This is a genomic window from Lactobacillus sp. JM1 (assembly GCF_009834385.1).
GTDB lineage: Bacteria > Bacillota > Bacilli > Lactobacillales > Lactobacillaceae > Lactobacillus > Lactobacillus paragasseri.
Genome location: NZ_CP044412.1, coordinates 1,902,382 through 1,928,011 on the forward strand (window position 1 = coordinate 1,902,382; position 25,630 = coordinate 1,928,011).

At 34.6% G+C, this 25,630-nt stretch carries 24 protein-coding genes and 1 pseudogene; 15 read left to right on the forward strand and 10 right to left on the reverse strand.

Annotated features, from left to right (window positions below):
• Nucleotides 1-10: 10 nt before the first annotated feature.
• Together F3I00_RS09705 and F3I00_RS09710 are read right to left on the reverse strand one after the other, a co-directional pair.
• Nucleotides 11-664 carry a DUF4097 family beta strand repeat-containing protein gene (locus tag F3I00_RS09705; RefSeq protein WP_020807633.1) on the reverse strand — a complete coding sequence of 218 codons (654 nt, stop codon included), beginning with the start codon at nt 662-664 and terminating at the stop codon, nt 11-13.
• Nucleotides 665-2,242, reverse strand: a complete 1,578-nt coding sequence (locus F3I00_RS09710; protein WP_024272989.1) for an ABC transporter ATP-binding protein — start codon at nt 2,240-2,242, stop codon at nt 665-667. It abuts the gene before it with no gap.
• A 101-nt stretch (nt 2,243-2,343) separates the two neighbouring features.
• Between F3I00_RS09710 and F3I00_RS09715 the strand changes: the two genes are divergently transcribed.
• A complete protein-coding gene (locus F3I00_RS09715; RefSeq protein WP_003649814.1) occupies nt 2,344-3,204 on the forward strand; it encodes a helix-turn-helix transcriptional regulator in 861 nt (286 codons plus the stop codon).
• A gap of 127 nt (nt 3,205-3,331) precedes the next feature.
• On the opposite strand, the gene F3I00_RS09720 is transcribed toward F3I00_RS09715, so the two are convergent.
• The 6 genes and pseudogenes from F3I00_RS09720 to F3I00_RS09740 form a co-directional block, all read right to left on the reverse strand.
• Entirely contained in the window at nt 3,332-4,162 is an 831-nt protein-coding gene (locus F3I00_RS09720) for a helix-turn-helix domain-containing protein (protein ID WP_020807635.1), read from the reverse strand.
• 96 nt (nt 4,163-4,258) lie between these two features.
• Nucleotides 4,259-4,434 (reverse strand): annotated as a pseudogene (locus F3I00_RS10855) (MFS transporter); the annotation flags it as partial.
• Nucleotides 4,435-4,498: 64 nt separating this feature from the next.
• Nucleotides 4,499-4,741 (reverse strand): hypothetical protein, encoded by a 243-nt coding sequence (locus tag F3I00_RS09725; protein WP_003650642.1) that lies wholly within the window; start codon nt 4,739-4,741, stop codon nt 4,499-4,501.
• A gap of 19 nt (nt 4,742-4,760) precedes the next feature.
• Entirely contained in the window at nt 4,761-5,408 is a 648-nt protein-coding gene (gene pcp, locus F3I00_RS09730) for a pyroglutamyl-peptidase I (RefSeq protein WP_020807636.1), read from the reverse strand.
• A gap of 18 nt (nt 5,409-5,426) precedes the next feature.
• The gene (locus tag F3I00_RS09735; RefSeq protein ID WP_020807637.1) at nt 5,427-6,350 is read right to left on the reverse strand and encodes a DUF979 domain-containing protein; all 924 of its coding nucleotides are present in this window, start codon (nt 6,348-6,350) and stop codon (nt 5,427-5,429) included.
• A gap of 1 nt (nt 6,351) precedes the next feature.
• A complete protein-coding gene (locus tag F3I00_RS09740; RefSeq protein ID WP_003649806.1) occupies nt 6,352-7,026 on the reverse strand; it encodes a DUF969 domain-containing protein in 675 nt (224 codons plus the stop codon).
• 209 nt (nt 7,027-7,235) lie between these two features.
• Between F3I00_RS09740 and F3I00_RS09745 the strand changes: the two genes are divergently transcribed.
• The 3 genes from F3I00_RS09745 to F3I00_RS09755 all read left to right on the forward strand — a co-directional run bounded on the left by F3I00_RS09745 (nt 7,236) and on the right by F3I00_RS09755 (nt 10,765).
• On the forward strand, nt 7,236-8,639 hold the full coding sequence (locus F3I00_RS09745; RefSeq protein ID WP_231110779.1) for a PTS transporter subunit IIC: 1,404 nt from the start codon (nt 7,236-7,238) through the stop codon (nt 8,637-8,639).
• 115 nt (nt 8,640-8,754) lie between these two features.
• The gene (locus tag F3I00_RS09750) at nt 8,755-10,209 is read left to right on the forward strand and encodes a PTS galactitol transporter subunit IIC (protein ID WP_020807639.1); all 1,455 of its coding nucleotides are present in this window, start codon (nt 8,755-8,757) and stop codon (nt 10,207-10,209) included.
• 46 nt (nt 10,210-10,255) lie between these two features.
• Complete coding sequence (locus F3I00_RS09755) at nt 10,256-10,765, forward strand: DUF1440 domain-containing protein (protein ID WP_003650632.1); 510 nt, start codon at nt 10,256-10,258, stop codon at nt 10,763-10,765.
• A gap of 16 nt (nt 10,766-10,781) precedes the next feature.
• Here F3I00_RS09755 and F3I00_RS09760 read toward each other — a convergent pair whose 3' ends face one another.
• The gene (locus F3I00_RS09760) at nt 10,782-11,429 is read right to left on the reverse strand and encodes a CPBP family intramembrane glutamic endopeptidase (RefSeq protein ID WP_003649802.1); all 648 of its coding nucleotides are present in this window, start codon (nt 11,427-11,429) and stop codon (nt 10,782-10,784) included.
• 79 nt (nt 11,430-11,508) lie between these two features.
• Between F3I00_RS09760 and F3I00_RS09765 the strand changes: the two genes are divergently transcribed.
• The 10 genes from F3I00_RS09765 (at nt 11,509) to F3I00_RS09810 (ending at nt 22,960) form a co-directional block, all read left to right on the forward strand.
• On the forward strand, nt 11,509-12,630 hold the full coding sequence (locus F3I00_RS09765; protein WP_020807640.1) for a YdcF family protein: 1,122 nt from the start codon (nt 11,509-11,511) through the stop codon (nt 12,628-12,630).
• A 12-nt stretch (nt 12,631-12,642) separates the two neighbouring features.
• Nucleotides 12,643-14,982: an ABC transporter ATP-binding protein/permease gene (locus F3I00_RS09770; protein ID WP_159311087.1), complete on the forward strand. Its 2,340-nt coding sequence runs from the start codon at nt 12,643-12,645 to the stop codon at nt 14,980-14,982.
• Nucleotides 14,983-15,154: 172 nt separating this feature from the next.
• A complete protein-coding gene (locus tag F3I00_RS09775; protein WP_020807642.1) occupies nt 15,155-16,546 on the forward strand; it encodes a cytochrome ubiquinol oxidase subunit I in 1,392 nt (463 codons plus the stop codon).
• Nucleotides 16,546-17,568 (forward strand): cytochrome d ubiquinol oxidase subunit II, encoded by a 1,023-nt coding sequence (gene cydB, locus F3I00_RS09780; RefSeq protein ID WP_065169699.1) that lies wholly within the window; start codon nt 16,546-16,548, stop codon nt 17,566-17,568. The genes F3I00_RS09775 and cydB overlap by 1 nt, the downstream gene beginning before the upstream one ends.
• Nucleotides 17,569-17,586: 18 nt before the next feature.
• Nucleotides 17,587-19,404, forward strand: a complete 1,818-nt coding sequence (gene cydD / locus F3I00_RS09785) for a thiol reductant ABC exporter subunit CydD (protein WP_159311088.1) — start codon at nt 17,587-17,589, stop codon at nt 19,402-19,404.
• Nucleotides 19,401-21,146: a thiol reductant ABC exporter subunit CydC gene (gene cydC / locus F3I00_RS09790; protein WP_065169700.1), complete on the forward strand. Its 1,746-nt coding sequence runs from the start codon at nt 19,401-19,403 to the stop codon at nt 21,144-21,146. The genes cydD and cydC overlap by 4 nt, the downstream gene beginning before the upstream one ends.
• A 20-nt stretch (nt 21,147-21,166) precedes the next feature.
• Entirely contained in the window at nt 21,167-22,093 is a 927-nt protein-coding gene (locus tag F3I00_RS09795) for a prenyltransferase (protein WP_020807647.1), read from the forward strand.
• 142 nt (nt 22,094-22,235) lie between these two features.
• Entirely contained in the window at nt 22,236-22,475 is a 240-nt protein-coding gene (locus tag F3I00_RS09800; RefSeq protein WP_020807648.1) for a bacteriocin, read from the forward strand.
• Nucleotides 22,475-22,684 carry a hypothetical protein gene (locus F3I00_RS09805; protein WP_020807649.1) on the forward strand — a complete coding sequence of 70 codons (210 nt, stop codon included), beginning with the start codon at nt 22,475-22,477 and terminating at the stop codon, nt 22,682-22,684. Before F3I00_RS09800 ends, F3I00_RS09805 begins: the two co-directional genes overlap by 1 nt.
• 3 nt (nt 22,685-22,687) lie before the next feature.
• Entirely contained in the window at nt 22,688-22,960 is a 273-nt protein-coding gene (locus F3I00_RS09810) for a hypothetical protein (protein ID WP_020807650.1), read from the forward strand.
• A gap of 66 nt (nt 22,961-23,026) precedes the next feature.
• Here the strand turns inward: F3I00_RS09810 and F3I00_RS09815 are convergent, their stop codons facing one another.
• Nucleotides 23,027-24,322, reverse strand: a complete 1,296-nt coding sequence (locus tag F3I00_RS09815) for an extracellular solute-binding protein (RefSeq protein ID WP_020807492.1) — start codon at nt 24,320-24,322, stop codon at nt 23,027-23,029.
• 288 nt (nt 24,323-24,610) lie between these two features.
• Here F3I00_RS09815 and phnD point away from each other — a divergent pair, with 288 nt between their 5' ends.
• Nucleotides 24,611-25,543 carry a phosphate/phosphite/phosphonate ABC transporter substrate-binding protein gene (gene phnD, locus F3I00_RS09820; RefSeq protein WP_003648175.1) on the forward strand — a complete coding sequence of 311 codons (933 nt, stop codon included), beginning with the start codon at nt 24,611-24,613 and terminating at the stop codon, nt 25,541-25,543.
• Nucleotides 25,544-25,630 lie beyond the last annotated feature (87 nt).

The following is a 25,630-nucleotide window of genomic DNA, read 5'->3' on the forward strand; positions in this document are numbered from 1 at the left end:
TTTTTATATTCTAATTTACTGAAATACTACCCAAAGAAGTGTCTGCTTCTAAAACATTCCTAGAGTCACTATTCTTTTCAAAGGAATCACCATATTTTTTACCACTAATTGTAATTTTCCCAAGAGAAGTATCTAGATCATAACCAGTCGCATTACTTCTTTCAATTCTAATATTTCCTCTTGAAGTATCAAAACTAATTCCATCTTTAGTCTTCAAATCTTTAATATCGATATTGCCGTTTGATAAATCAATATCGCCTATTTTCACTGCTAAATAATCAGCACTAAAATTACCATTTGAATTATCAACATTTAAACTTTCTAATTGTTCTTTCGGCATTTCAATGACGATTTTAGAATTTAATTGCTTAAAGTTAAATAAACGAATGTGGGTAATTTGATTCTTAAAACTAATTTTTAATTTACTATCTTTAATCTCAACTTTAGGGACATTTTTTTCTAATCCAGAGTAACTAACATGATATTTATTTCCTGCTTTTAAAACTACATCTCCTGTTGGAATATCTATATCTACTTTAGTAAATTTAGAAAGTGAATAATCCTGATTAACAACTTTTTGATTAGCTACATTAAACATTGTCAATCCTCCAACTAATATAATTACAATAATGCCAATACTAAATAATGTTTTCTTCCAATTCATCTAAATATGTTCCTTCAAGTCAAGTATTTCGTCATATTGCTTCAATTCATCTTCCTCATAGTGGTGAATCACTTCAATAAAAGTTAACTTTGAAGCTAATAAATATTTATGAATTATATCAGAAGTTTTCTTATCAAGGGAAGCATTAATTTCATCAAGTAATAACACTGGGCGCTTCATTAAAATTGCTCTTGCTAACTCAATCCGTGCTAGTTGTCCACCTGATAATTTATCGGCTGCTTCTCCTAATTGATAGTCAAAGCCTTTTTCTTTAACTAATTCGCTCAAGTCCAAGTTATCGCAAACTTCCTCTACCTTTTCCCGGGAAATGTTTTTTCCTAAAGTCAAATTAAACAATAGACTATCCGCAAAAATAACCGGTGCTTGGCTTGCATATGAGAATAAGTCTGGAAATGTACCAGCTTTTACTCTTTTATCATTTAATCTAATCGCCTCTGCTTTTCCATATTTTCCATATAGTAAGAACTGCAATAAAGTCGATTTTCCTGCTCCAGATGGTCCAATGACAGCAATTTTCTTACCTAGGTTGACATTTAAGTCAATCCCAGTAGCTAATTGCTTACCATCTCTCTTTAAGATCAAATCTTCTACTTGTAAATCCTGTAAACTTACAACTTTTCTATTTTCTGCATCTTTTTCTTTATCTAAAAAGTCATTAACCTTCTCAACAATCTTCTTAGTAGTAGACAATTTACTTCTATCATCTAAGATAAATAAAATTGGATTTATAAATGAATTGGCTAATTGCACAATTGCAAATAAAGCTCCTAAACTTGTTTGTCCTTTTACAATTAAATAAATTCCAAATAGAAATGGCATCAAAAATGTAACAATATTCCCAACAAAATTAATCCATGAGTTCGTATCAAGGTTTAAGAGATTCATATTACTCAATGCCTGTTCTAGCTTAGAAATTGTTTGTTTATTTTTAGCAACCGCCTGATTTTGACCATCATATAAATGTAGCGTTTCAACACCTGCTAAGAAGTTTTTAGTCTGATTAACATACTTACTATTAGCACTAGTCCACTTTTCAGAAGATTCTTGAATAGGCTTTTGAAAAACATTAGAAACAACCATTGGAATAAAAGATCCAACTAGGAATAGTAATGTAAGTAGCCAATTAACTGCTAAAGCATAGCCTAGTGCTAATACTAACGAAAAAATCTGCATAATAATTTCAATTTGAGCATTAAAACGATTAGTTTCAAGTAGTTTAAAATCATTAGTTAAAAATCCTAAACTATCATTATTTTCGTCTTTTGACTCTTCTAGCATTCCACCCAAAATATGTGTTCTTAAATAAGTGTTAGTTTCCTTAATTGTATTAGTTTTCAATCTGTTAAATACTAGGCTTGCAATTAAGGTAACAACTAATGCTGCAATGATAATAATCAAAAATTGTGTAATTTTGCCCCAGTTCTTATTAGTAGCAATATTAGTTAGTGTTTGCACAACATTGGCCATAATAATATTTTGAAAACTAGCAATTAAACCAAAGATAATCATCAATATGAATCTAAATTTATTTGAATACTTAAACAGCATCTTCTTCATCCCCTCATCGATTTAAACTTGTTGATAAGAGTATATGATGAGATTATACTTAAAAATAAATCTCTTGCAGATCTGCAAGTTAGTTTTTGGAGAATGAAAAAATGTATGGTCATGAATTCAAAGAATTACGCTTAGAACAAGGTATTACGCAAAAAGAAGCTTGCAGCGGAATCTGTTCTGAATCAAAACTATCACGCTGGGAAAATGATCAAGTCGAGGTTGAATTTAGTACGGCAATGAAATTACTAAATAGAATTCACATTACTAGTCATGAATTTATGGGTTGGTCCAAATTTTCACCACGACCCGAAATAGATCCTGAGCTTTCTGAAGCTACTGAAAAAGAAAATATTCCGTTTCTCAAACGAGTTACACAAAAACAACTAACTAAGTATCATAAAAATCATAATAAGTTTGACTTATTTATGGCTGCTAATCTATGTAATCAACTTTTTATCATCGAACATAAAAATTACTTGCCTCCTATTGACCAAAAAAAGCTTTTTGCAATTTTTTCAAAAGTCAATTTATGGAGTCAATACTATATTTCAGCGTTTGGTGCATCAATTTTTCTATTCAATCCTAAGCAAATTTATGGTAGTTCAATGCAAATCATTCGTAATATTGACCGTCTTAAAGAAGCTGAAACTAGTTTTAACTTAGAAATCATTATGGGAAGTTTATCAGATGGCATTTTACGGCTGATTTCACTTAATGAATTGTCTTATGCTCAGAAATTAGTCAAAGAACTTAAAAAAATCGAATTACCACAATATTTAATGTTTTTTACTCTAACCTTGACTTATTTGCAAAAGGCAATTGATTACATGAAAAATGGTGATGACAAACCAATACTTACATTAATTTCAGAAGTTTTAGATTTAGGGTGCAGTGTGCAAGCCACCACCTACCTAGATATGTTTAAGTATTTAAAAGCTCAGCGAAAAAAATACAATTTTTAACACAGCGTCTACATTCATTTTTTAAATAATCCCAATATATAGTCACGATCACTTAACAGGCATAATAAAAAACGCAGTTTAAAACTGCGTTCTTTGTACGATCAAATCATAGCGGCAACAATCCAGACTATATTCGTAGCTCTTCCCCATACTCAGGCATACCTACAAGACAAAAACTTTTTATTATAGCATCGCAATATTGCAACGCAGACTTATCTTGATTCTTTTTATATTGAATGAAATAAGTAAAAAAGGTCATAGCACTTTTATAAAAGAAAAGATCAGGATTAGTTGGAACCTTATTAGCAAAATCAATATAAAAATCAATATTCTCAAATTTATTTTCTTCGATAGAAAGGACTAAAACATTAATAGCTAAAGAAAGTAGAGATTTTTTAACAAGCATAGATTCACGCACTTGATACTTTTCAATTATCTTTCTAACAATTGCTTCGTTATCAGCCAAACTATAGAAACGCATAGAATTGCAATACAGCATAAACTTAGTACTATTGAAATTTGGAATTTCAAAAATTTTCTTCTTAATTTCATCTCTAATTTTTTGATTAGGTTTATCCGGATTTAGTAATTCTAAAAGTCCATCAGCAATCAAATTTTGAATTTCTTTATCTTTTTCAGATAATTTACTTTCTGTAATCATTAATTTAACCTTTTTTAGTTTATCTTTATCTACTTGATAATATGCTTTTTCCATTATCTTTCTTTGAATTTGAATCTGACTTTGATAGTTTTCATAATTTGGGTCTAAAGTTTCAATAAATTCTATAGCATCAATTTGATTATATCTAAGCAGATTGATTAAGTTTTCCGCTGAAATTTGATGTATATTTCTTTCTACTTTTCCGTAGTAAGATCGATCAATTATATTACCCGCAAATTCTTGCAAAGTTTTATTTTGGTTAATACGGTATTGCCTAAGCAGATCTCCTATTGTCATTTTTACCTTCACCCCTAATCAAAAATTTTTATCACTATTTTAATGAGATGGACAGAACCAAACAAGTACAAAATTTTGGATTCCGATTAAAACGTATGTCGTTAATAACGTAGTCATCACTGATGCAGTACCATAAGGATCGTATTAATCAAGCCAATTCCTGAGGCTAAAATTTTCTGAGCAATTGCATTAACTAACCATTGCTGCATTTTAAGTGAAACAGTACTTACAACTGCAGCCAATAAAAAGTAAAACGATAAGATTATAAAAACAAAGAAAAAGGCCAAACACCTTACGTGCTTGACCTTACTTAAAAGAGGCTACATTAGCCTCTTTTTATGATCTTAATAAAAAGTAATGGTACAAATACCAAGTTTCAACTATAAACACAATTACTAGATAACCATACCAATCGAAATTCGCATCATGATTACCAAATTGAGTTAAACAAACAAAACTAGAAACAATAATTCCAATTAAGCAATAAGCAAATGGAAAACCATATTTAATAATGTGCTGCCTGACTAGTAAGCATAAAATGAATCCAATAATCGCTAAACTTAGAAACACCCAAAACATACAATAAATCACCTACGCTTTAGTGATTTGCGCCTTCAATTGCTTCAATATCGCCCTTACCATCACGTTCAACAATAGCGCTAAGAGCTGCAGTTAATCCTTTAACAATGTCATCAAGCGCCATAGATGGAGTATTAGGACGGTCTACAACTTGCTCAGGTAAGAATGGAATATGAATAAATCCTGCCTTAATGTTAGGAAATTCTTTATCTCTCATATATTGAACTTGATACATAATATGATTACATACATAAGTACCAGCAGTATTTGAAACGCTAGCTGGTAAGCCTGCATCCCTAATTGCCTTTGCCTCTGCCTTAATTGGCAATTGTGTAAAGTAGGCAGTTTCTCCATCTTTATGAATTGGTTCACCAAGTGGTTGGTAGCCTTCATTATCTGGAATTCGTCCATCATTGATATTAATTGCTACTCGCTCTGGAGTTAAGCCAAAACGATCACCAGCCTGACCAACATTTAAGACATAATCAGGATTTTCTTTTTCAATTGCTTCTTTGACAACTTCAGCTGACTTATTAAAGACAGTTGGAATTTCTAACTTAACAACTTCTGCACCTTTAATTTCATCAGGCAGTCTTTTAACTGCTTCAATTGCGGGATTAATTTTATCTCCGCCAAATGGATCAAATCCTGTTACTAAAATTTTCATAATATTATCCTTTCAAGATTAAAATGCTAAAAAGTACATTAAACCGATTTGAACAATCAACAAAATAACTGCAACTGGTGCCTGCTGCTTAATAACGCCCATCTGATCTTTCATTTCTAAAAGAGCTACTGGCAAGGTGTTAAAGTTAGCAGCCATTGGCGTTACTAACGTTCCGCAGTATCCTGATGTCATTCCAATTGCCGCAACAACTACTGGATTCGCGCCCTGAGCAATTACAAACGGAATCCCAATTGCCGCTGTAATTACAGCAAAGGCAGCAAAGGCATTACCCATGATATAAGTAAAGAGCGCCATCGCAATACAGTATAACGCCACTCCTAAGAAATGATTTCCAGCTGGAAAAACATGACTAATCATATTAGCAGTTAGCTTACCAACACCGCAAGTGGTAAAGACTACTCCAAGCATAGCTAATAGTTGCAGTAAAACGCCAGGTGCACCAACGCTTCGCACCATTCTTTGCGAATCTTTAAAGACCTGTTTAGCTGGAGCCTTAGTTAAGAAAATAGCCAAAATGAGTGAAACAACGGCACCGATACCAATTCCAACTTGCCCACCAAGTGGAGTGAACTGAGCAATTAAAATAGAAGTTAATGCTAAAACTATACTTGGTAAAAATACTTTAGCTCCTAAACGCTTCGCACCTTCTTGCGCGGTTTTAGGATCTAACTTAGGCAAGTTACCAACTTGAATTTGCTTAAACAAAGCTAAAATTCCAATTACTAAAACCATCGCACCCGATACAACAGCTGGAATCCAATCTCCAAAGGCAAAAATAATTGCCAAGAAGAACCAAAAAACGGCAGTTCCAATTCTCGCCTTATTTGCCTTATCTCTTAAAGTTTCAATTCCAGCAACCGCCATACATAAACCAATCAGGGCATAAAGGATGGCGAGTAAAAAGTTAATCGTATTTTGCATTTTATTGACCCTCCCATTTCTTCATCTGACGGTCAAAGTAAAGATTATAAGCAAAGACTAAAACAAAAGTAATAATCGCAATTGGAATCGTATTAAGCACAATCCCAACCGGATCAACCTTATAGCCAAGCGACTTCATTGTTGAAGAAATTAAAAGTACACCACCTGAAGCCACAAACAAGTTTTGAGCAAAAAAGTTACCAAAGTTATCAACTGCTGCACTACGACCCTTAATTAAGTCAATCTCTGACTCAGTTAATTTCTTCTTATCTTGGTCTTCAGCAGCAGCAATTACCATTGGCGCAATTAATGGACGAACGAATTGAACTTGTCCTTGAAGAGAAATTCCAAAGACACCAGCTAATTCACGAATTAAAAGATAGATATTTAAAATCTTTCCAGCAGTTAATTTCTTCAACTTTTTAATCGCATTAACTGCATAATCTCTTAACCCATGAGATTCAACTAGTCCAATCATTGGTAAAGTTAAGAAGAACAAACTTACCATTCGGTTGTCTACAAAACTCTTTCCAATTACTTCCAGCAACTTAACAAAATCCATTCCTGAGAATAGTCCCGTTACAATTGCTGCAATAACTACAACTGCAGTCGTATCCCACTTTAGGACAAAGCCGACCACAATTATTAATATTCCTAACAGCTTTAAATATTCCATACTACCCATTCCTTAAATAAAAAATAGAAAAATACTATAAAAGTATTATACAAAATATAATAAAAAAATACGAAGATTAACCTGCTCTTAGCATTAAGTAACTTGCTTGACCCCCCATCTGGATATACTTATGTTATTAGTTACAGGGGATGATCACCAGTGATGAATACTATTAATTTTTCTTTAATTCTTTTGGTACAACGATAGTTATACCAACAACAATTTTTATCATCGCTTTATTCGTAGGGTATGATCCTAAGAAAAGCTTGCTCTATGGTCTTTATGCAGGAATTGGTTTGACTGGTTTTTCATGGATTATCAATCAATTTACTCTAATAGTTATCAAAATTGTTTATAAAATGGTCAACAACACTGGAATTAAAAGCCCCATCGTTGACATAGGCTGGGAGGCTGGAGCAGTTGCCAGTTTTGGATCAGCTATTGGTTTAACATTTTTTATATTTGGACTATTGGTAGAAATAATCTTATTTGCTACAAGAATTACAAAAGTCTTCATGCCATCCAACTTATGGAATAACTTTGTTTTTATGCTCTGGGGAAGTCTGGCATTCTACGTTACTCATGATTGGTGGCTTTCCTTAGGGCTTTCATTCTTCATGCTTCTCTACACGCTACTTTTTGCCGAAATTCAAGCAGACCGTTGGTCAACTTACTATAAAAGCAAAAACATTACTGTTTGCTCCGCACAAAATATAGTTCAAACAATTCCCGCTATTTTACTTGATCCGCTTTGGAATCGACTAGGTTTTAATCGAACTACTCTCACACCAACCACCTTAAAGCATAAGCTAGGAATATTTGGTGAATCTCCAATTCTAGGAGCTGCTTTAGGACTATTTATCAGCCTAATTGCAAATATCAAAGAGCTCAACCAAGTCAGTGCTTGGGAGCAAATCTTTCAATTTACTATTCAATTATCAGCTGTAATTACCATTTTTCCTCTGATTGCAACAGTCTTTAATATGGCCTTTACTCCTTTGGCTGAACAAATAGATAAAAGTCGTAAGCAAAAGCAAAAATCCAATCTTGGCATTGAAATAAATCCAATTCATGATAAAAAAAGATGGTTTCTGGCAGTTGACGATAGCGTAGGATATGGTGAATCGGCTACTATAATTTCAGGAATAGTTTTAATTCCAATTATGCTTATCTTAGCTTTCCTTTTGCCTGGCAACAAAACTTTGCCAATCGTTGATTTGGTTTTTCTTCCGTTTATGGTGGAATCTATAGTAGCGATAACAAATGGTAATATTCTAAAAGTTATCGCAACTAGTATAGTCTGGTTTAGTTTAGGACTTTATACAGCTAGCTGGTTAGGGCCAATCTATACTTATGCTATTGCTCATTATGGCGTAACAATTCCCGCTGGCGTTATTCTAGTCACTAGCTTTAGTTTGATGGCTCAACCTTTTAATGCATTGATCTTTACTGCCTTTATTTCTCGCAATCCTTTTTGGATTAGCTTATGTATTATCATTTACTTAACTTCATTATTAATTCTTAGACGATACCGTCCACAAATTTGGACTTACTTAAACAAGATGGCTGCTAAAAATATCCAGATAAAGCATAAGTCATCTTTTCAAAAATAAAATAATTTAAACTTACTAGCACACTGATATACATAATTCTAATTATTAGCCTTCTTTTTTCTTCTTTTCTATACTAAGACTGGATGCTTGAGATGGAAAGAAAAGAGGCAAACTAATGCTAAACAATATTCATACTTTTTTTAATGCCTTCGGTGCCACAGTGATTGTTCCTGTTATGATCTTTATCATTGCCTTATTTTTAAAAGTAAAACCTAAAAAAGCAATGATGTGCGCACTCTATGCAGGAGTTGGCTTAACTGGATTTTCTTGGATCATTAATGAGTTTACTCCTGTAGTGACAAAAATTGTCCAGCAAATGGTTGATAATACTGGAATTAAATTACCTATTGTCGATATCGGCTGGCAGGCTGGTTCTCTTGCAAGTTTCGGATCTCCAGTTGGTTTAACTTTTTTTGTCTTTGGACTAATTGCAGAATTTATTTTGTTTGCTGTTGGCGTTACTAAAGTTTTTATGCCCTCAAATCTTTGGAACAATTTTGGTTTCATGATTTGGGGTACATTAGCTTTTTATGTAACTCATAATTGGTGGATCTCCCTTGGATTATCCTTTTTCATGCTGCTTTATACCTTATTGTTAGCTGAAATCCAAGCGGACCGTTGGTCAAGATACTACAAGATTGAAAATACAACTGTTTGTGCTGCCCAAAATATCGTCCAAACAGTTCCAGCTATTCTGCTTGATCCGCTTTGGAATATGCTTGGCTTCAATAAGGCAAATCTAACCCCAGCAGCCTTTAAAAACAAATTTGGCGTCTTCGGTGAGCCAACCACATTAGGAGCTATCCTAGGAATAGTAATTGGTATCTTAGGCAATCTTAAAGATTTAGCTACCATCAAAGCTTGGGGGCAAATTTTCCAATTTGCCATTCAATTATCAGCTGTGATGACCATCTTTCCTTTAGTTACTAATGTCTTCAGTAAAGCTTTTACTCCGCTGGCCAAGCAGATTGATCAAACAAGAAAGCAAAATGCTAATCAGCAGCCAGAAGTAGATCCAGTTCATGATAAAAAGCGCTGGTTCTTAGCAGTTGATGACGGTGTAGGATATGGTGAATCAGCTACGATTATTTCTGGCATAATCTTAATCCCAATCATGGTTGTTATTGCTTTTCTTTTACCTGGAAACAAAACGCTTCCTGTAGTTGATTTAATCTCACTACCGTTTATGGTTGAATCAATTGTTGCTATTACTGACGGCAATATCTTAAAAGTTATTGCAAACGGCGTTATCTGGTTTAGCTTAGGTTTATATGCTGCTAGTTGGCTTGGTTCAATTTATACGGGTGCTATTTCTCAGTATGGCGCTGCTATCCCAGCCGGAATTGTCTTAGTAACTAGTTTTAATTTGATGGCTCGGCCTCTTAACGCTTTAGTCTTTGCCGCCTTTATTTCACAAAATCCGCTCTGGATCAGTTTATGCATCATTGTTTATTTAGTCCTGTTATATATTTTAAGAAAATATCGTTCACAAATTTGGATCTACTTAAACAAGATGGCTGCTAAAAATGTTCATGCAAAGGAAGACCTTAAATCATCCCCTAAGGACTGAATTTGTTACAATAAGAACAAAGGACCTACAAAAGGACGTGAAGATAATGTCAAAATTTAGTTGGAAAAATGTATTAATTGCAGGTACTGCTGCTGGTGTTATTTCTGGATTAGTTAAGTTAGGCTGGGAAAATATTCTCCCTCCAAGAACACCAGAGAGAAATAAAACCAATCCACCACAAAAATTACTTGAACAAATGGGTGTACCCGCTAAATTAACTCACGCAACTTACACTTATTCTGGTGAAAAATTACCATGGGTAAGCTATCTAGTTCACTTTGGATTTTCTATTTCCTTTGCAACAGCCTATGCTGCCTTGCTAGAAAAGAAGGTTAAGTGGCTAACTGTTGATCAAGGAGTTCCATTTGGTTTAGCAGTTTGGATTGCTTTTCACTTAGTAATCATGCCATTAATGAAGACTGTTCCTTCTCCTAAAGACCAGCCACTAGAAGAACATGTCTCAGAAGCACTAGGCCATATTGCTTGGATGTGGACTAATAATGAAATTGCAGAAGTTGTCTTAGAACAATTAAGACATAATAAAAAGGAGCACTAGTGCTCCTTTTCTTTTACTATAAAATTGAGAGGATATTATTTAGCATATGCGTTAAGATCGAATATCTAATATCCTTTGTTTCCACATATGTCCATGCAAGGATCATTCCCATTACCCAGTAGAGATAAATAAATTTACTAAACATTGGATCATGACCATAAGCAAAAACAAAACCACTTGCTACAATGCCAACCCACTTATTAAGGTTGTTATCTGCTGGGAAGAAAGTATTAAAGAATAGCGCTCTAAAAATGAATTCTTCACAAATTGGAGCTACTACAACAAGCAAAATATTAAACATCGGCGATGCTACTTTCCTAACCTCGTCAAGTTCTGCTTGGTTCTGAGAAACAGTATTTCCGCCAATCAATCTAATATAAGCTACTTGAAAAATTACCAGAGCAAAAAAGGCAGCTACTGCGATAATAATTCTCTTCACATCCCAGTGCGGTTTAGCATTAAAGAACCAATCATTTTCCTGCTTAAGCTCTCTTTTATAAATCCAATACATCCAGTAAATCACCGCTACCGTTAAAACGGCTAGAATAATTGCAAATAATAAGTTCACCTTTTTTTGTGCGTATCCTAATTGCAAAACTGTATAAAACACAAAGGCAATAATAATTACTGCTAAATTACCTAAAAAGCGTAAAAAAGTCTTCATTCGAACACTTCCCCTAATTGAAATTACCTACTTTTTTTCTTTATAATTATTTATCAAAAAGACATAAGGACATTTAATCATGCAATCACAACTCATGCAATCTTTACATCAATTTCTTAATTTTACCATGCATCATAGAGTAACAATTACTACTTTATTGATGTTTATGTTTTTATTACTATTTTTATTTTCCTGGCTAATTGAGCCGCGTCGCTTAATTAATGGATTAATCTTTACAGCATTTGGGCTTACATTTTTGACTTGGGCAGCAATATTGATCTTTTCACAGCATAATGTTATCTTAACCTCTTCATTTTCATTTATAGCCTTGGCTTTCTTGTTTGGGATTTTTTTCCTAGTTACATTCTCATGGATTTTCTTTCTATGGAATGCTTATTTTGTCTGGAAATATGAAAGTCACTCGCTTCCAAACCTTTTAACTCTCATCATTGGATTGTTCTTAGTAGGATTATGGACGCTATATCGTTTAGGCGTCTTTCATAAGCTACCAGGCTGGCTTCACTCTTTAGTTGCCGGCGCAGCTTTAATTGCTTTTTATTTATTGTTTGTAATGTACAATTTCTTACTTAACCTAGTCTTATATCAGATTGTTCCGCGACGCTACAAACAAGACTACTTAATCGTTTTAGGCGCAGGTCTTATTGATGGTAAAAAAGTTTCACGACTTCTTGGCTCAAGAATTGACCGTGCAATTGCCTTTTCTAATAAACAATATGATAAAGGCCACAAGCGCCCTAAATTGATCATGTCTGGTGGACAAGGTAAAGACGAAGATTTGTCAGAAGCAGAAGCAATGAAAGATTATGCAGTTAAACGCGGTTATGACCCTGATTTAATCTTACTTGAAGACAAATCAACCAATACTTATCAAAATATGGTCTACTCTAAAGCTGTTGCTATCAAAGATTATGGCAATGAAAAGTTCAAGGTAAAATTTTTTACTAATAACTATCATCTTTTTAGAGCCGGATTGTATGCGAAAATGGCGCATTTAAAGGCTAACGGTATCGGCGCAACAACTAGATTTTATTTCTTGCCTAATGCTACTATCCGTGAATTCGCTGGTGTCTTTATCATGCATAAGAAGCGCCACTTTGTTATTATTGGGTTAATTGCAATTCTATTTATAATTCAAGCAATATTCGCTCTATTAGGTTGGAGCAAATACATAATTGCTTAGAGGGGAAGAAACATGCTACAGCTTTTACATTTAAAAAAGACATATCATGTCGGAGACACTGTTACACATGCTCTTAATGACGTTACAATCAACTTTCGTAACAGCGAATTTGTGGCCATTCTAGGTCCAAGTGGCTCTGGAAAAACAACACTTTTAAACGTAATCGGTGGCTTAGACCATTACGATTCTGGTGACATCATCATTAACGGTAAGTCTACCAAGAACTTTTCTCAAACTGACTGGGATGCGTATCGGAATAATTCTGTCGGCTTTATTTTTCAAAGTTATAACCTAATTTCCCACTTATCAATTATTGAAAACGTAGAATTAGGTATGACCCTTTCTGGCGTGAGCAGCAATGAACGCCATGAAAAAGCGGTTGCTGCTTTAAAGCGTGTTGGTCTTGGCAAGCATTTAAAGAAACGTCCTAACCAATTATCCGGTGGACAGATGCAACGTGTCGCTATTGCCCGGGCAATAGCTAATGATCCGGATATTCTTTTGTGTGACGAGCCAACCGGCGCTTTGGATACCAAGACTAGCGAAAGTATCATGCAGCTAATCAAAGAATTAAGTCATGATAAGCTAGTCATCATGGTAACTCACAACCCAGAATTAGCTGAAGAATATGCTAGTCGAATTGTTCATTTTCAAGATGGTAAAATTCTCAGCGATTCAAATCCTTTTGAACCAAAGAAAAAAGTAGCAGACACCTTTAAACTCAAAAAAACGAAGATGTCTTACTGGAATGCACTAAAGTTAAGTTTTACTAACATTATGACTAAAAAAGGCAGGACTTTTTTAACTGCCTTTGCTTCCAGTATCGGAATCATCGGAATTGCAATTGTCTTAGCCTTGTCTCATGGTTTTCAAAAGCAAATTAACGACACACAGAGCAAAACGTTAGCCAAGTTTCCGATTTCTATTTCACAAACAGCAACCGATATGAATGCTACTACAAGTCGAAACGAATCAGATAAAAACGTCAAAAATAAAGGCTATTTAGTTGCTTCTAAGCCAGACAATGAGAAGAATACGCACGAAAATAAAATTACCCAGTCTTACATTAACTATGTTAAAAAGATTAATCCTGATTATGCTAACAACATTTCCTTCATTCGTGGCACTCAACTTAATCTTTTAACCAATGATAATGGAAAAATTAAGCATGTAGAATTCTCTAACGTTAACAATTCCGGTTCAGCTATTGCTAGCGCGCAGCTTCAGGGAATGAATAGCGTTGGGATTAACACCAGCGTCTTTCCTAAGACACTTGATTCCAAGCAAGGAACATTTTTTAAAGATAATTACCAAATCCTTGCTGGATCATGGCCTAAGTCAAACAATGATGTAGTTCTCGTTTTAAATAATAAAAATCAAGCCAACATTAACGCACTTAAGAATTTAGGTATTTCAATTAAAGATGGTCAAAAGTTAGAACTTAATAAAATTGTTGGTCGAACTTTTAAAGTGATCAATAATAACGATTACTACCAAGAACTACCTACTGGCAACTTTGTTCCGCAAAAAGCTTCTAAGTCTATGTATGATTCAAGCAACTTAACTTTGAAGGTAACGGCAGTCATTCGTGGTAAAAATAATAGCCAAATGGCTCTCCTAGATAATGGAATTGCCTACAGCGATGGCTTGACTCAAGAAATCATCAAACAAAATGAAAATTCAAACATTGTTAAAGCCCAAAAGAATAGTTCAACTAACGTCATGACTAATCAGCCAATGAATAAAAATCAAAAAGAGCAATTCATTGCTTCTCTAGGTGGCTCTAGCATCCCTAGCGGCATTCTGATTTATCCAAATTCTTTTAAGTCAAAAGATAAAGTACTTGATTACTTAGACAAATACAATAAAGGAAAGGCGAAAAAGAACCAGATTATTTATACTGATATGTCAGGTACAGTAACTAAATTAACTGGTGGTTTGCTTGATGGTATCACCGATGTTTTAGTAGCTTTTGCTGGAATTTCATTAGTCACTTCTATGATTATGATCGGTATTTTGACTTATACTTCTGTCTTAGAACGTACTAAAGAAATTGGTGTGTTAAAAGCTCTTGGTGCTAGAAAACGCGACATCACACGTGTCTTTGATGCAGAAACATTTATTTTAGGACTCTTTTCTGGTATTTTAGGTATTTTCATTGCTTACCTATGTACCTTCCCAATTAATGCTGTTTTATACGCAATTACTAATATGAGCAACGTGGCTCAGCTTGATCCAACGCAAGCTTTAATCTTAGTAATTATCAGTACTATTTTAACTATGCTTGGTGGACACATTCCTGCTAGAATGGCAGCTAAGAAAGATGCCGCAATTGCATTAAGAAGTGAATAAAAAATACTTATTTAACAGGACTTCAACTTTGAAGCCCTGTTTTTTTATTCTATTTTTAAGCTAGCTAAAATTTATAAACTTATTCTTATATATTATTGAAAACGTCATCAAGAAAGTATATGCTTAAGGTAACAGATGTTATATATGTGGATATAGAAATAGGTGAATGAAAATGTTATCGGGTGTAACAATGTTAGATCTTGCCCGCTTCCAATTCGCAATGACTACAGTATTCCACTTCTTCTTTGTTCCCTTCTCTATCGGGATGGGATTCATTGTATCAATCATGGAAACACTCTATGTCGTTAAAAAGGACGAAGTATATAAAAAGATGGCTCAGTTCTGGGGAAAAATTTATCTCTTGAGCTTTGCTGTCGGGGTAGTTACAGGTATTATTCAGGAATTCCAGTTTGGAATGAACTGGTCTGACTACTCTCGTTTTATGGGAGATATTTTTGGTGCTCCATTAGCTATTGAAGCCTTACTTGCTTTCTTTATGGAATCTACTTTCATTGGCTTATGGATGTTTACTTGGGATAAGTTTAAACCAGGTCTGCACTGTGCTTTAGTTTGGATTTCCTTTATTGGTTCTATGTTAAGTGCAATCTGGATTTTAACGGCTAATGCCTTCATGCAACATCCTGTTGGCTATGTCATTAAAAACGGTAAAGCACAAATGGCTAGTTTCTGGGCTTTAATTGCAAATGAACAACTTTGGGCTAGTTTCCCACACGTTGTAATCGGTGCAGTTGTCACAGCTTCATTTGTAGTAATTGGTATGGCTGCCTTTGGTTTACTTAGAAAACGCGATGTCAACTTCCACAAGAAGTCAATGCGCGTTGCCTTGTGGATTGCTTTATTTGCCTCAATTGCTGAAATTGGTGCTGGTGACTACCAAACTCAAGTTGAAATTCATGAACAACCAATGAAGTTTGCTGCAACTGAAGGTGTTTACGAAACTACTGGTGATCATGCACCTTGGGATATCGTAGCTAACTTAAATACTAAAGAACATAAAAATGAAGGTGCAATTTCTATTCCTGATGTTTTAACTATTCTTACTTACCATAAGACTAGCGGTTCTATTAAAGGAATGAACCAAATTAATAAGGAATTACATGCTAAATATGACAAGAAATTTGGCAAGGACATGAGCTATTATGTTCCTGTTAAGACCTTGTTCTACAGCTTCAGAATTATGGCAGGCTTTGGTGCCTTATTCGCATTACTTTCAATCCTAGGTTTAATTTGGACTCGTCCAAAGAAGAACACAATTGAAAATAAGCGTTGGTTCTTATGGATTTTAGGTATTTCTACCTTCCTTCCATTTGTTGCGAATACTTGTGGTTGGTTCATTACAGAACTTGGTCGTTTCCCATGGACTGTTTATGGACTCTTCACAATTGCAGACTCAATTTCTGCAAGTACAACAACCGGCGAGCTTTGGTTCACGAATATTATGTACTTCCTAATCTTCTCAACTCTTGGCGGAGTAATGATCTATTACTGCAAACGTCAACTTGACATGGGTGTAGCTGGTGCACTTGAAAGGGGTGCATACTAATGATCGACGGAATTGATTTTTTACAGTTGCTTTGGTTCTTATTAATCGGCCTCTTATTCATGATCTTCTACTTCACTGAAGGTTTTGATTATGGTGTAGGAATGGCAACTAAGTTTTTAGCAAGAAATGATCAAGAAAAGCATTTCATGATGGAAACCATCGGACCTCACTGGGATGGAAATGAAGTATGGTTAATCACTGCTGGTGGTGCTATGTTTGCTTCATTTTCTGACTGGTACGCAAGTCTATTTAGTGGCTATTACATTTTGCTATTCTTTACTTTATTTGCTCTAATCATCAGAGGTGTGTCATTTGAATTCTCTGCTCATGCAGAAACTGAACATGGTTTTAGAATTTGGACTGGCGCTCTATTTTGGGGCAGCTTATTAGCACCATTTTTCTTAACAATGATGTTTGGTAGCTTGGTTCAAGGTGTGCCAATTGATGCTCAAGGAAATATGAGCTTAAGTTTCTGGAATATTGTTAACCCACTATCAATTGTTGCTGGTGTCGCTGGCGTACTTCTTTGCTTAATTCATGGAATTAACTTCTTAAGATTAAGAATTGATGATCCAGAATTGAGCGAGCGAGCTGCTAGTTTAAATGAAAAGCTTTACCTTATAGCCTATTTAGGTGAAGTTGTCTTTGCCCTGCTAGTCTTCTTCCAAACTGATTTCTTTAAGCTAAGACCAGTTTCTTCAACAATCATTACTTTAATTATTGTTGCCCTAACTGCTTGGTCAGATATTTCTTTGATTAAGAACAAACAGGTAGCAGCTTTTGTAACAAGTGGTTTAACTTTAGTGGCTGTTGTTGGACTCTTGTTCAATGGACTTTTCCCACGCGTTTTAATTGCAACTGATTCAGCACACTCACTCTTGATCAAGACTGCTGCTAACTCTAAATTGACACTTGAGGTAATGACAATTGTTGCTCTTATTCTCTTGCCAATTGCCTTGGTTTACATCATCTGGTCATATGTAGTCTTTAGACGGCGGATTAAGGTAAATCAAAACGCTTAATCTAGAACAGGAATAAAAATGATTGATAAACGACTTTTCAAATTACCAAAAGCCAAAATCATGCTCGCAATGCTTGCAGGACTAATGTTCTTGCAAGCATTTGCTATTTTAGGACAAGGTATTTTTCTTGCCCGAGCAATTGTTGGCTCTTGGAAACGGCAACCTTTTACTGAAATAGCACAAGATGTGTTACTTTTTTTGATCTTCTATTTATTACGGCAAGGTATCAACTGGTTTCAAAAATGGTACATGAACCGTTATGCAAATCAAACAACTACACTTTTGCGCCAGCAACTACTTAATAAAACCTATGATGGCGGAATTGCTCTAGTATCAAGAATTGGAACTGGTAACTTAGTTTCTACTTTACTAGATGGAATGGATGAGATTTCTAACTATCTATCTTTGATTTTTCCAAAATTAATTGCACTTGCAATTGTTCCTTGGGTTATTTTGATCTATATCTTTACCTTAAATGCCCTATCTGGCTGGATTTTATTGCTAGTCTTTCCTCTACTAATCTTATTTATGATTATTTTAGGGACAGCAGCACAAAGTAAAGCTAGTAAGCAATATGCAGGCTATGTTAAGTTGCAAAATCATTTTGTCGACGCCTTGCGTGGCTTAAGTACTTTAAAAGTTTTAGGACTTGCTAGAAGATATGGCAATATTGTTTACAAGAACAGCGAAAACTATCGTAAAAAAACAATGGGAGTTTTAAGAGTGGCTATCTTGTCTACTTTTACACTTGATTTTTTTACAACTTTGTCAATTGCGATGATTGCCATGTTTCTTGGAATTGGCTTAATCAACGGCAATTTGGTTCTCTATCCTTCGCTGGTTATTTTGATCTTATCACCCGAATATTTTTTACCTATTCGTGATTTTGGTAATGACTTTCATGCAACATTAAACGGTAAAAACGCGCTTGGACAAATTTTTGATATTTTAGCTTTTCCTACTACACCGCAAGAGGATCAGTTGTCCAGTTTCACGTGGAACAACGATAGCACTTTAGTAGCTAAGAATCTTTATTTTAACTACAGTCATGTTGATCAAAGTAAGTTCACTGTTAATAAAAATGCTAAAATGAGCGGCGTCGTAAAAAAGAAAACGATGCATAAAACAAGCCAACATACCGCTGATGAATTACGTAATATCAATTTGAACCTTACTGGTTTTCAAAAAGTCGGCATTATCGGGCCAACTGGAGCTGGCAAGACAACTTTAATGCGAATCTTAGCTGGTTTTCTTACTCCGCACCTTAAAGACGATAACTTCACTATCAATGGACAAACTCTTGCTCAACTTAATCAAAAGAATTGGCAAAATCAAATTACTTACATTCCCCAAGATCCTTACATGTTCGCTGCTAGTATCAAAGACAATCTAACTTTCTATAACCCAAATGCCAGCCAGGAAGAGATTGATGCAGCTTTAAAGGCAACTGACTTAGACAACTTCGTGGCCAGCTTAAAAGATGGTTTGAATACTAAAATTGGCGAAAATGGACGTGGCATTTCTGGTGGTCAAAAACAGCGAATTGCCTTGGCACGCGCATTTTTAGCAAAAGACCGCAAGATTTTATTCTTCGATGAACCAACTGCTCACCTTGATATTGAAACTGAATACGAATTAAAGCAACCAATGAAAAAACTAATGGAAAATCACCTAGTTTTCTTTACAACACACCGTTTGCATTGGTTAAATGACATGGATTGGTGCTTAGTTATTGAAAATGGAGAAATTGTCGAACAAGGTACTCCTGCAGATTTAGCAAAAAATGGAACTGCCTTTAAGAAACTCACTAAGCCACTGAAAGAAGACCTACTATGATGAATAAAAAATTTTCTTGGAAAAATGATCACTGGATTAAACCATACCTAGCCCAATATAAATGGAACTTTCTCTTAGCAATTTTTCTAGGCGTAATCATGTTCTTTTGCGGTGGTGCCCTTATGTTTTATGCTGGCTATACCATCGATAAAGCCGCTACACGTCCAGAAAACATTCTAATGATTTATGTACCAATAGTTTTAATGCGGGCTGTTGGTATTGGTCGTCCTTTATTTAGATATTTAGAACGCTTAGTATCCCACAACTGGATTTTACGTGTTACTAGTTCTTTAAGACGAAGACTGTTTTACATTGCCGAAAGAAATACTTCAGCTGTTGGTTCAAGCTTTCAAACAGGAAGTATTTTATCGCTTTTAACTGATGACATTGGTCACTTGCAAAATCTTTATCTAAGAACTATTTTCCCTGCAATCTTGAGTTACTTAGTTGGTTTCTTTGTAGTAATTTTGCTGGGGCTCTTCTCCTGGCCTTTAGCTGGAGCAATCGCAATTTTATTAGTTGCGGAATTAGTATTGGTTCCCTTCTTCTCCCTCTTAAAACAAGCTGCTGTTCGCACTAAAGAGAAAGAAGAAAAAGCACAACTTTACACTGAATTTACTGATCAAGTTTTAGGAGCTGGAGATTGGAAAATTTCTGGTAGACGGGATGCCTTTTTTAATCAAACTAAAGAGACTTTAAAATCTTTAGGCCAACATGAAAAGAAGTCTGGAAAGTTTGATTGGGCTAGAGACTTCGGTCTTGAGTTCATCTTTGGCTTGATGGCAGTTGCGCTTCTTTATTTCACGAACCAAACTCTTAACAATAATCAAGAAGCAGCAAACTATGTTGGAGCAGTTGTCTTAGCTCTCTTTCCTTTATCAGATGCCTTTATTCCAGTTGGTCAAGGAATTGAAGAATGGCATACATATAGCGATTCTGTAAAACACTTAAATGAATTAAAGGTACCAGAGAATCGTTTGCCTGCTCAGCAATATCTCGATCCTGCTTTTGCAGGTACTTTAAGAGTATCGGATATTTCATTCACTTATCCTAAAGAAGACTATCCAATTATTCAAAATTTCTCTCTTACTCTAAAAAGAGGACAAAAAGCTGCTTTAATCGGCCCATCAGGTGCTGGTAAAAGTACTATTTTGCAATTAATCTTAGGTGATTTAAAACCTAACCAAGGGACTGTGACACTCGATCATTTAAACGTTCTTAAACTTCAAAGGGAACGCTCAAAGTTATTCTCTGTTCTAAATCAAGAACCATTTTTGTTTAATACAACTATTTATGAAAATCTCAAAATGGCTAACCCAGATGCCACTACAGATCAAATGATGGAAATTTTAGAAAAAGTCCAGCTAGCTGATTTTGTTAATTCACTTCCTAAGAAGTTAGACACAGAAGTAGCTGAAGCTGGAGCACGTTTTTCAGGCGGTCAGAAAGAGCGTTTAGCACTAGCACGTGTACTTTTACAAGACACACCAATCGTCCTCTTAGACGAGCCCACTGTTGGTTTAGATCCTCTTACAGAACAAAAACTTTTAAATTTAGTGTTTGAAGTTTTAAAAAATAAGACAGTAGTTTGGGTAACGCACCATCTACAAGGTGTAAAATATATGAACGAAGTTCTCTTCTTTAAAGATGGCAAAGTCACAATGCAAGGAAATCCACATGATCTCTTTAAACATAATGAACATTTCCACCAACTTTATTTAATGGATCAAGGACTAATCTAAAAAATAGAAAGAAGTTTACTATGTCTGCTGAAGCTAAGCAAGGCTATTATGAATTAATTGAACCACGTACCCTATTTAATTCAATTATTCCCGTATTATTAGGGATGATGTATACAGAATATAATTTTCAGTTTTTCAGAATTTTTCCTACAATTGAAATGTGTATTGCCACGATTGTTCTACAAATTTTTATGAACGTGAATGATGGCTATTGGGATTATAAACGTGAAAAAGCTGCCAAAACTGGCGATCATAAGAAGAATCCCATTGGTAAGTATCACCTTAATCCTAAACACGTTTTAGCTTTTGTTTGGGTATTATTCATCATTTCAGCTGTTTGCGCTATTCTGATTGGACTTCAAACTAATATCTATATTTGGATTGTTGGAATTATTTGTTATGCTATTGCTATTTCTTATTCAACGGGTTCACACACAATTTCTGCTGGACCGTTTGGAGAGATTGCAGCTTGTTTTGCAATGGGCTTTGATATTTTCTTGGTAATGGTTTACATCAATGTTTGTTCTAAGGTCTCCTTTAATTGGAACTTTATTTATCCAATTATTCTGGCTGCTGGAATACCTGAAATTTGTAACTTTACTTTAATGCTAGGTAACAATTTATGTGATCATGACGCCGATATTGCAAATGGTCGCCACACACTAGTTTCATACATTGGAATCAAAGGCGGATTATATTTATTTGTATTCAATTATTTACTTGGTTTCTTTTTAACAGGTTGGGCAATTTGGATTGGTGTCCTTCCTTGGAGTGTAGCTTTAATTTTAATTTGCATTCCAACCATCTATAAGAACATGCGCTTTCTTTGGAAAATTCAGACGAAGCCAAGATCATTTCCTAAAGTTGTTCAAAATACGCAAGTATTGTTTATTACTGAAGCGGTTGGTTTCTTTATCGGTTTGATTTTAAATCTTAGAATTAGATAATTAAAAAAGGTCGAAACTTCATCTTAGTACGAAGTTTCGACCCTTTTTAGTTATATTTTAAGCTAAATTAGTCACTTTTCCTCTTAAGATTTATTTTTTTAGTAAACTATAAAAAAATATAAAGAAAAGGATATAAACAAACATGAAAGTATTAAACGAGTGTCAACTACAAACCGTCGTTGGTGGAAAAAATTGGTCAGTTGCAAAGTGCGGAGGAACAATTGGTACTAATATAGCTATTGGTGCATGGAGAGGTGCACGGGCTGGATCCTTTTTTGGTCAGCCAGTTTCTGTAGGAACAGGTGCACTAATCGGTGCAAGTGCTGGTGCAATTGGCGGATCAGTACAATGTGTGGGCTGGTTAGCTGGAGGTGGAAGATAATGATCGAAAAAGTTTCTAAAAATGAACTAAGCCGGATATATGGTGGAAACAACGTAAATTGGGGTAGTGTTGCAGGATCATGTGGTAAAGGTGCAGTAATGGAAATATATTTCGGGAATCCCATATTAGGGTGCGCTAACGGAGCTGCAACATCATTGGTTCTACAAACTGCTAGTGGAATATATAAAAATTATCAAAAAAAGAGATAGTATATGACGGGAATATGGATAGTAATTATTAGTATTATTGTGCTTTCAATAATTATCACCAATATAGTAGCTCTAATACAGACACTATTACATAAGAAAAATGAAAAATATTATTTTGATAAATCTTTTGGAGCCTATGGCGATAAAAATAATCCAAAATATCTGTTTAATAATGTTGAACATCATGATTTTTTCCATGTATTTTATCAGTATTTTATTTGCTCATATATTCCATTTATAGATGTCATTTTTTGGTTCTTAGGTTCAATTTGGTAATAATCAAAAAAGGTCGAAACTTCATCTTAGTACGAAGTTTCGACCTTTTTTTATTTCAAATTATTTTTATTGCTTCCACGCTGCATCAAATTTTGCTTTACCTGCTTTAATTTGATTATCAACATTTTGACCATTCTTAGCTGCATACAAAATCTTAGCCATAATTGGATCTAATTGACTGTAGGCAGCGTTTGAGTTCTTAGCTACTGGAATACTGTACAAGTGTTTCATAGCCCCTTCTAACTTAGCTGGAAGCTTAGTCTTGGTGTTTTCTTTGTATTCTTTAGATTTCACAACAGAATTATTAACTGGAATATAGCCAGTTGCATTTGCCCATTTAAGTTGAGTAGATTTAGAAGTTAAAAATTGCATATATTTAAATGCGGCAGTTCTTTGCATTGCTGTTGCTTTTTTAAACATGTAAATATCAGTACCTTGCTGCATAGTATATTTACCAGGGCGTGCAGCTACATCATAAGTAAACTTATCACCAACTGCCTTTTTAACATAGCCTTCACCTGCTGATGTTCCAATATACATTGCTACCTTTTCATTAGCAAATGGACCTGATAAATAGTGTGCTGAACCAGCAGTTGTAAAGTAGCCCTTCTTCATACCTTGAGCATAGTAATCAATAACTTTCTTGGAATCTTTGCCAGTAAAGTTAACTTTATCAGTTAAATTAATTCCTTCATTTTTCATACCCAAGGTATAGTAATTAGCTAAAGAATCAAAGCCTGCACCAACAACTTGATGGTTACTCTTCTTATAAATGGTTTCTGAAACTTGTGCTAATTCCTTCATAGTTGTAGGAACTTTTTTAATACCATATTTTTCAAACATGGACTTGTTATAGGTTAAAACTTCAATAGATTTATTAAATGGAATACCGTATTGTTTTCCTTGAATTTTAGCTCCATCCAATAATTCAGTTCTGATATTTGACTTAGCAGCACTTCCCCAACCGAGCTTACTGTTATTAATGTATGGGGAAAGATCAACCAACATATTACTCTTAACAGCATTATAGAGCCAACCAGGATATGCTTGCGTAATTGTTGGTAAATTATTTGGTGATTGTAATGTTGAATTTACCTTAGCTTGTAAATCAATATAAGAACCTTGATTTTCAAGTTTGATTTTAATATTAGGATTTTTCTTTTCAAATTCTGCAGTTAATTTTTCTAATTCTGCACGCTGACCACCATTCATTCCATGCCAAAAGGTTACCGTAGTTTTCTTGGTAATTTTAGTTGGAATATTTGCTGCTGAACTATCTTCTTTATTTCCTTTTGAACATCCAGTAGCAATTAATGCCAACCCTGCAACTAAACCTAAAGCAATCTTTTTATATAAATTCATCAAAATCCTCCAGTAATTTAAAAATTGAAGCACTATTTATTGTATCAAAGTAAAAAGCATATACAAGATGTTGTAGTATAAAAATCAAATTTTTTATTTTGAAATTTTTCATATTTTAAATTCTGCGTCAAACGCGCATTATATATAGCTTTTGCATATATAAAATACGTATATATCCGTACATTATAAAGAATAATGTTTATAATTATTCACATTTTGACTTGAATTACGATTAATAGTCTGCTATCTTTAAATCGTCAACTTCATTAAATAGTTCTGGAGGAAAAAATGAAGATAAAGAAATTTTTGATTGGCGCCGCTATGGTTTTACTTGCTGCAACAAGTGCAGCTTGCTCGAACAGTAAATCTGCTTCTAAATCAAGCGATGGTTATACTCCTAAAGAGTTAAACGTTCAATTCGTTCCTAGTGTCCAAGCTTCTAAGCTTGAAGCTAAGGCTAAACCATTACAAGGTTTACTTGAAAAGCAATTACACATGCCCGTTCACGTAACTGTTTCAACTGATAACTCTGCTTTAGTTGAAGCAATGGCATCTAAGAAAGTTGATGTTGGTTTCTTACCACCTGATGCTTATGTTTTAGCTCACAAGCGTGGTGTAGCTGACGTTTTACTTCAAGCACAACGCTATGGCTACGATGAACCAAGCGGTAAGCAAAATCATAAATTAATGGACAGCTACCGTTCAATGATCGTTGTTAAAAAAGGTTCTAAGATTAAATCTTGGAAAGATCTTAAAGGTAAGACAATTGCCGTTCAAGACCCAACCTCTACTTCTGGTTACGTTCTTCCAATCGCCGAACTTCACAAGAAGGGCTTAAACGTACCAAAGGATTGTAAGTTAGTTCAAGTTAAGGGACACGATCAAGCTGTTTTATCAGTTTATAACGGAGACGCTGATGCTGCCTTTGTCTTCTCAGACGCTCGCCCACTTGCTGCAAAAGATGCACCAGCCGTAATGAAAGATGTTGTTCCAATCTACTTTACCAAGTACATTCCAAACGATACTGTTTCAGTTAGAAGTGGAATGTCCAAGTCATTTAAGAAGAAACTTGCTAAAGCATTCAAAGATATTGCCAAGACTAAGAAAGGCAAGAAGATCCTTGAAAACATCTACCAACACTATGGTTATGTAGATTCTAAAGATTCTAACTTCAACATTGTTCGTGAATACGAAGCTGAAGCTAAAAAAGCTCAAAAATAAGTTTAATATTTTTAAAGGCCACCCTACTTTGACTTGTAGGATGGCCTTTTTCTCGTTTAAAATTAGAATAGATTTTTAATCGAGGTT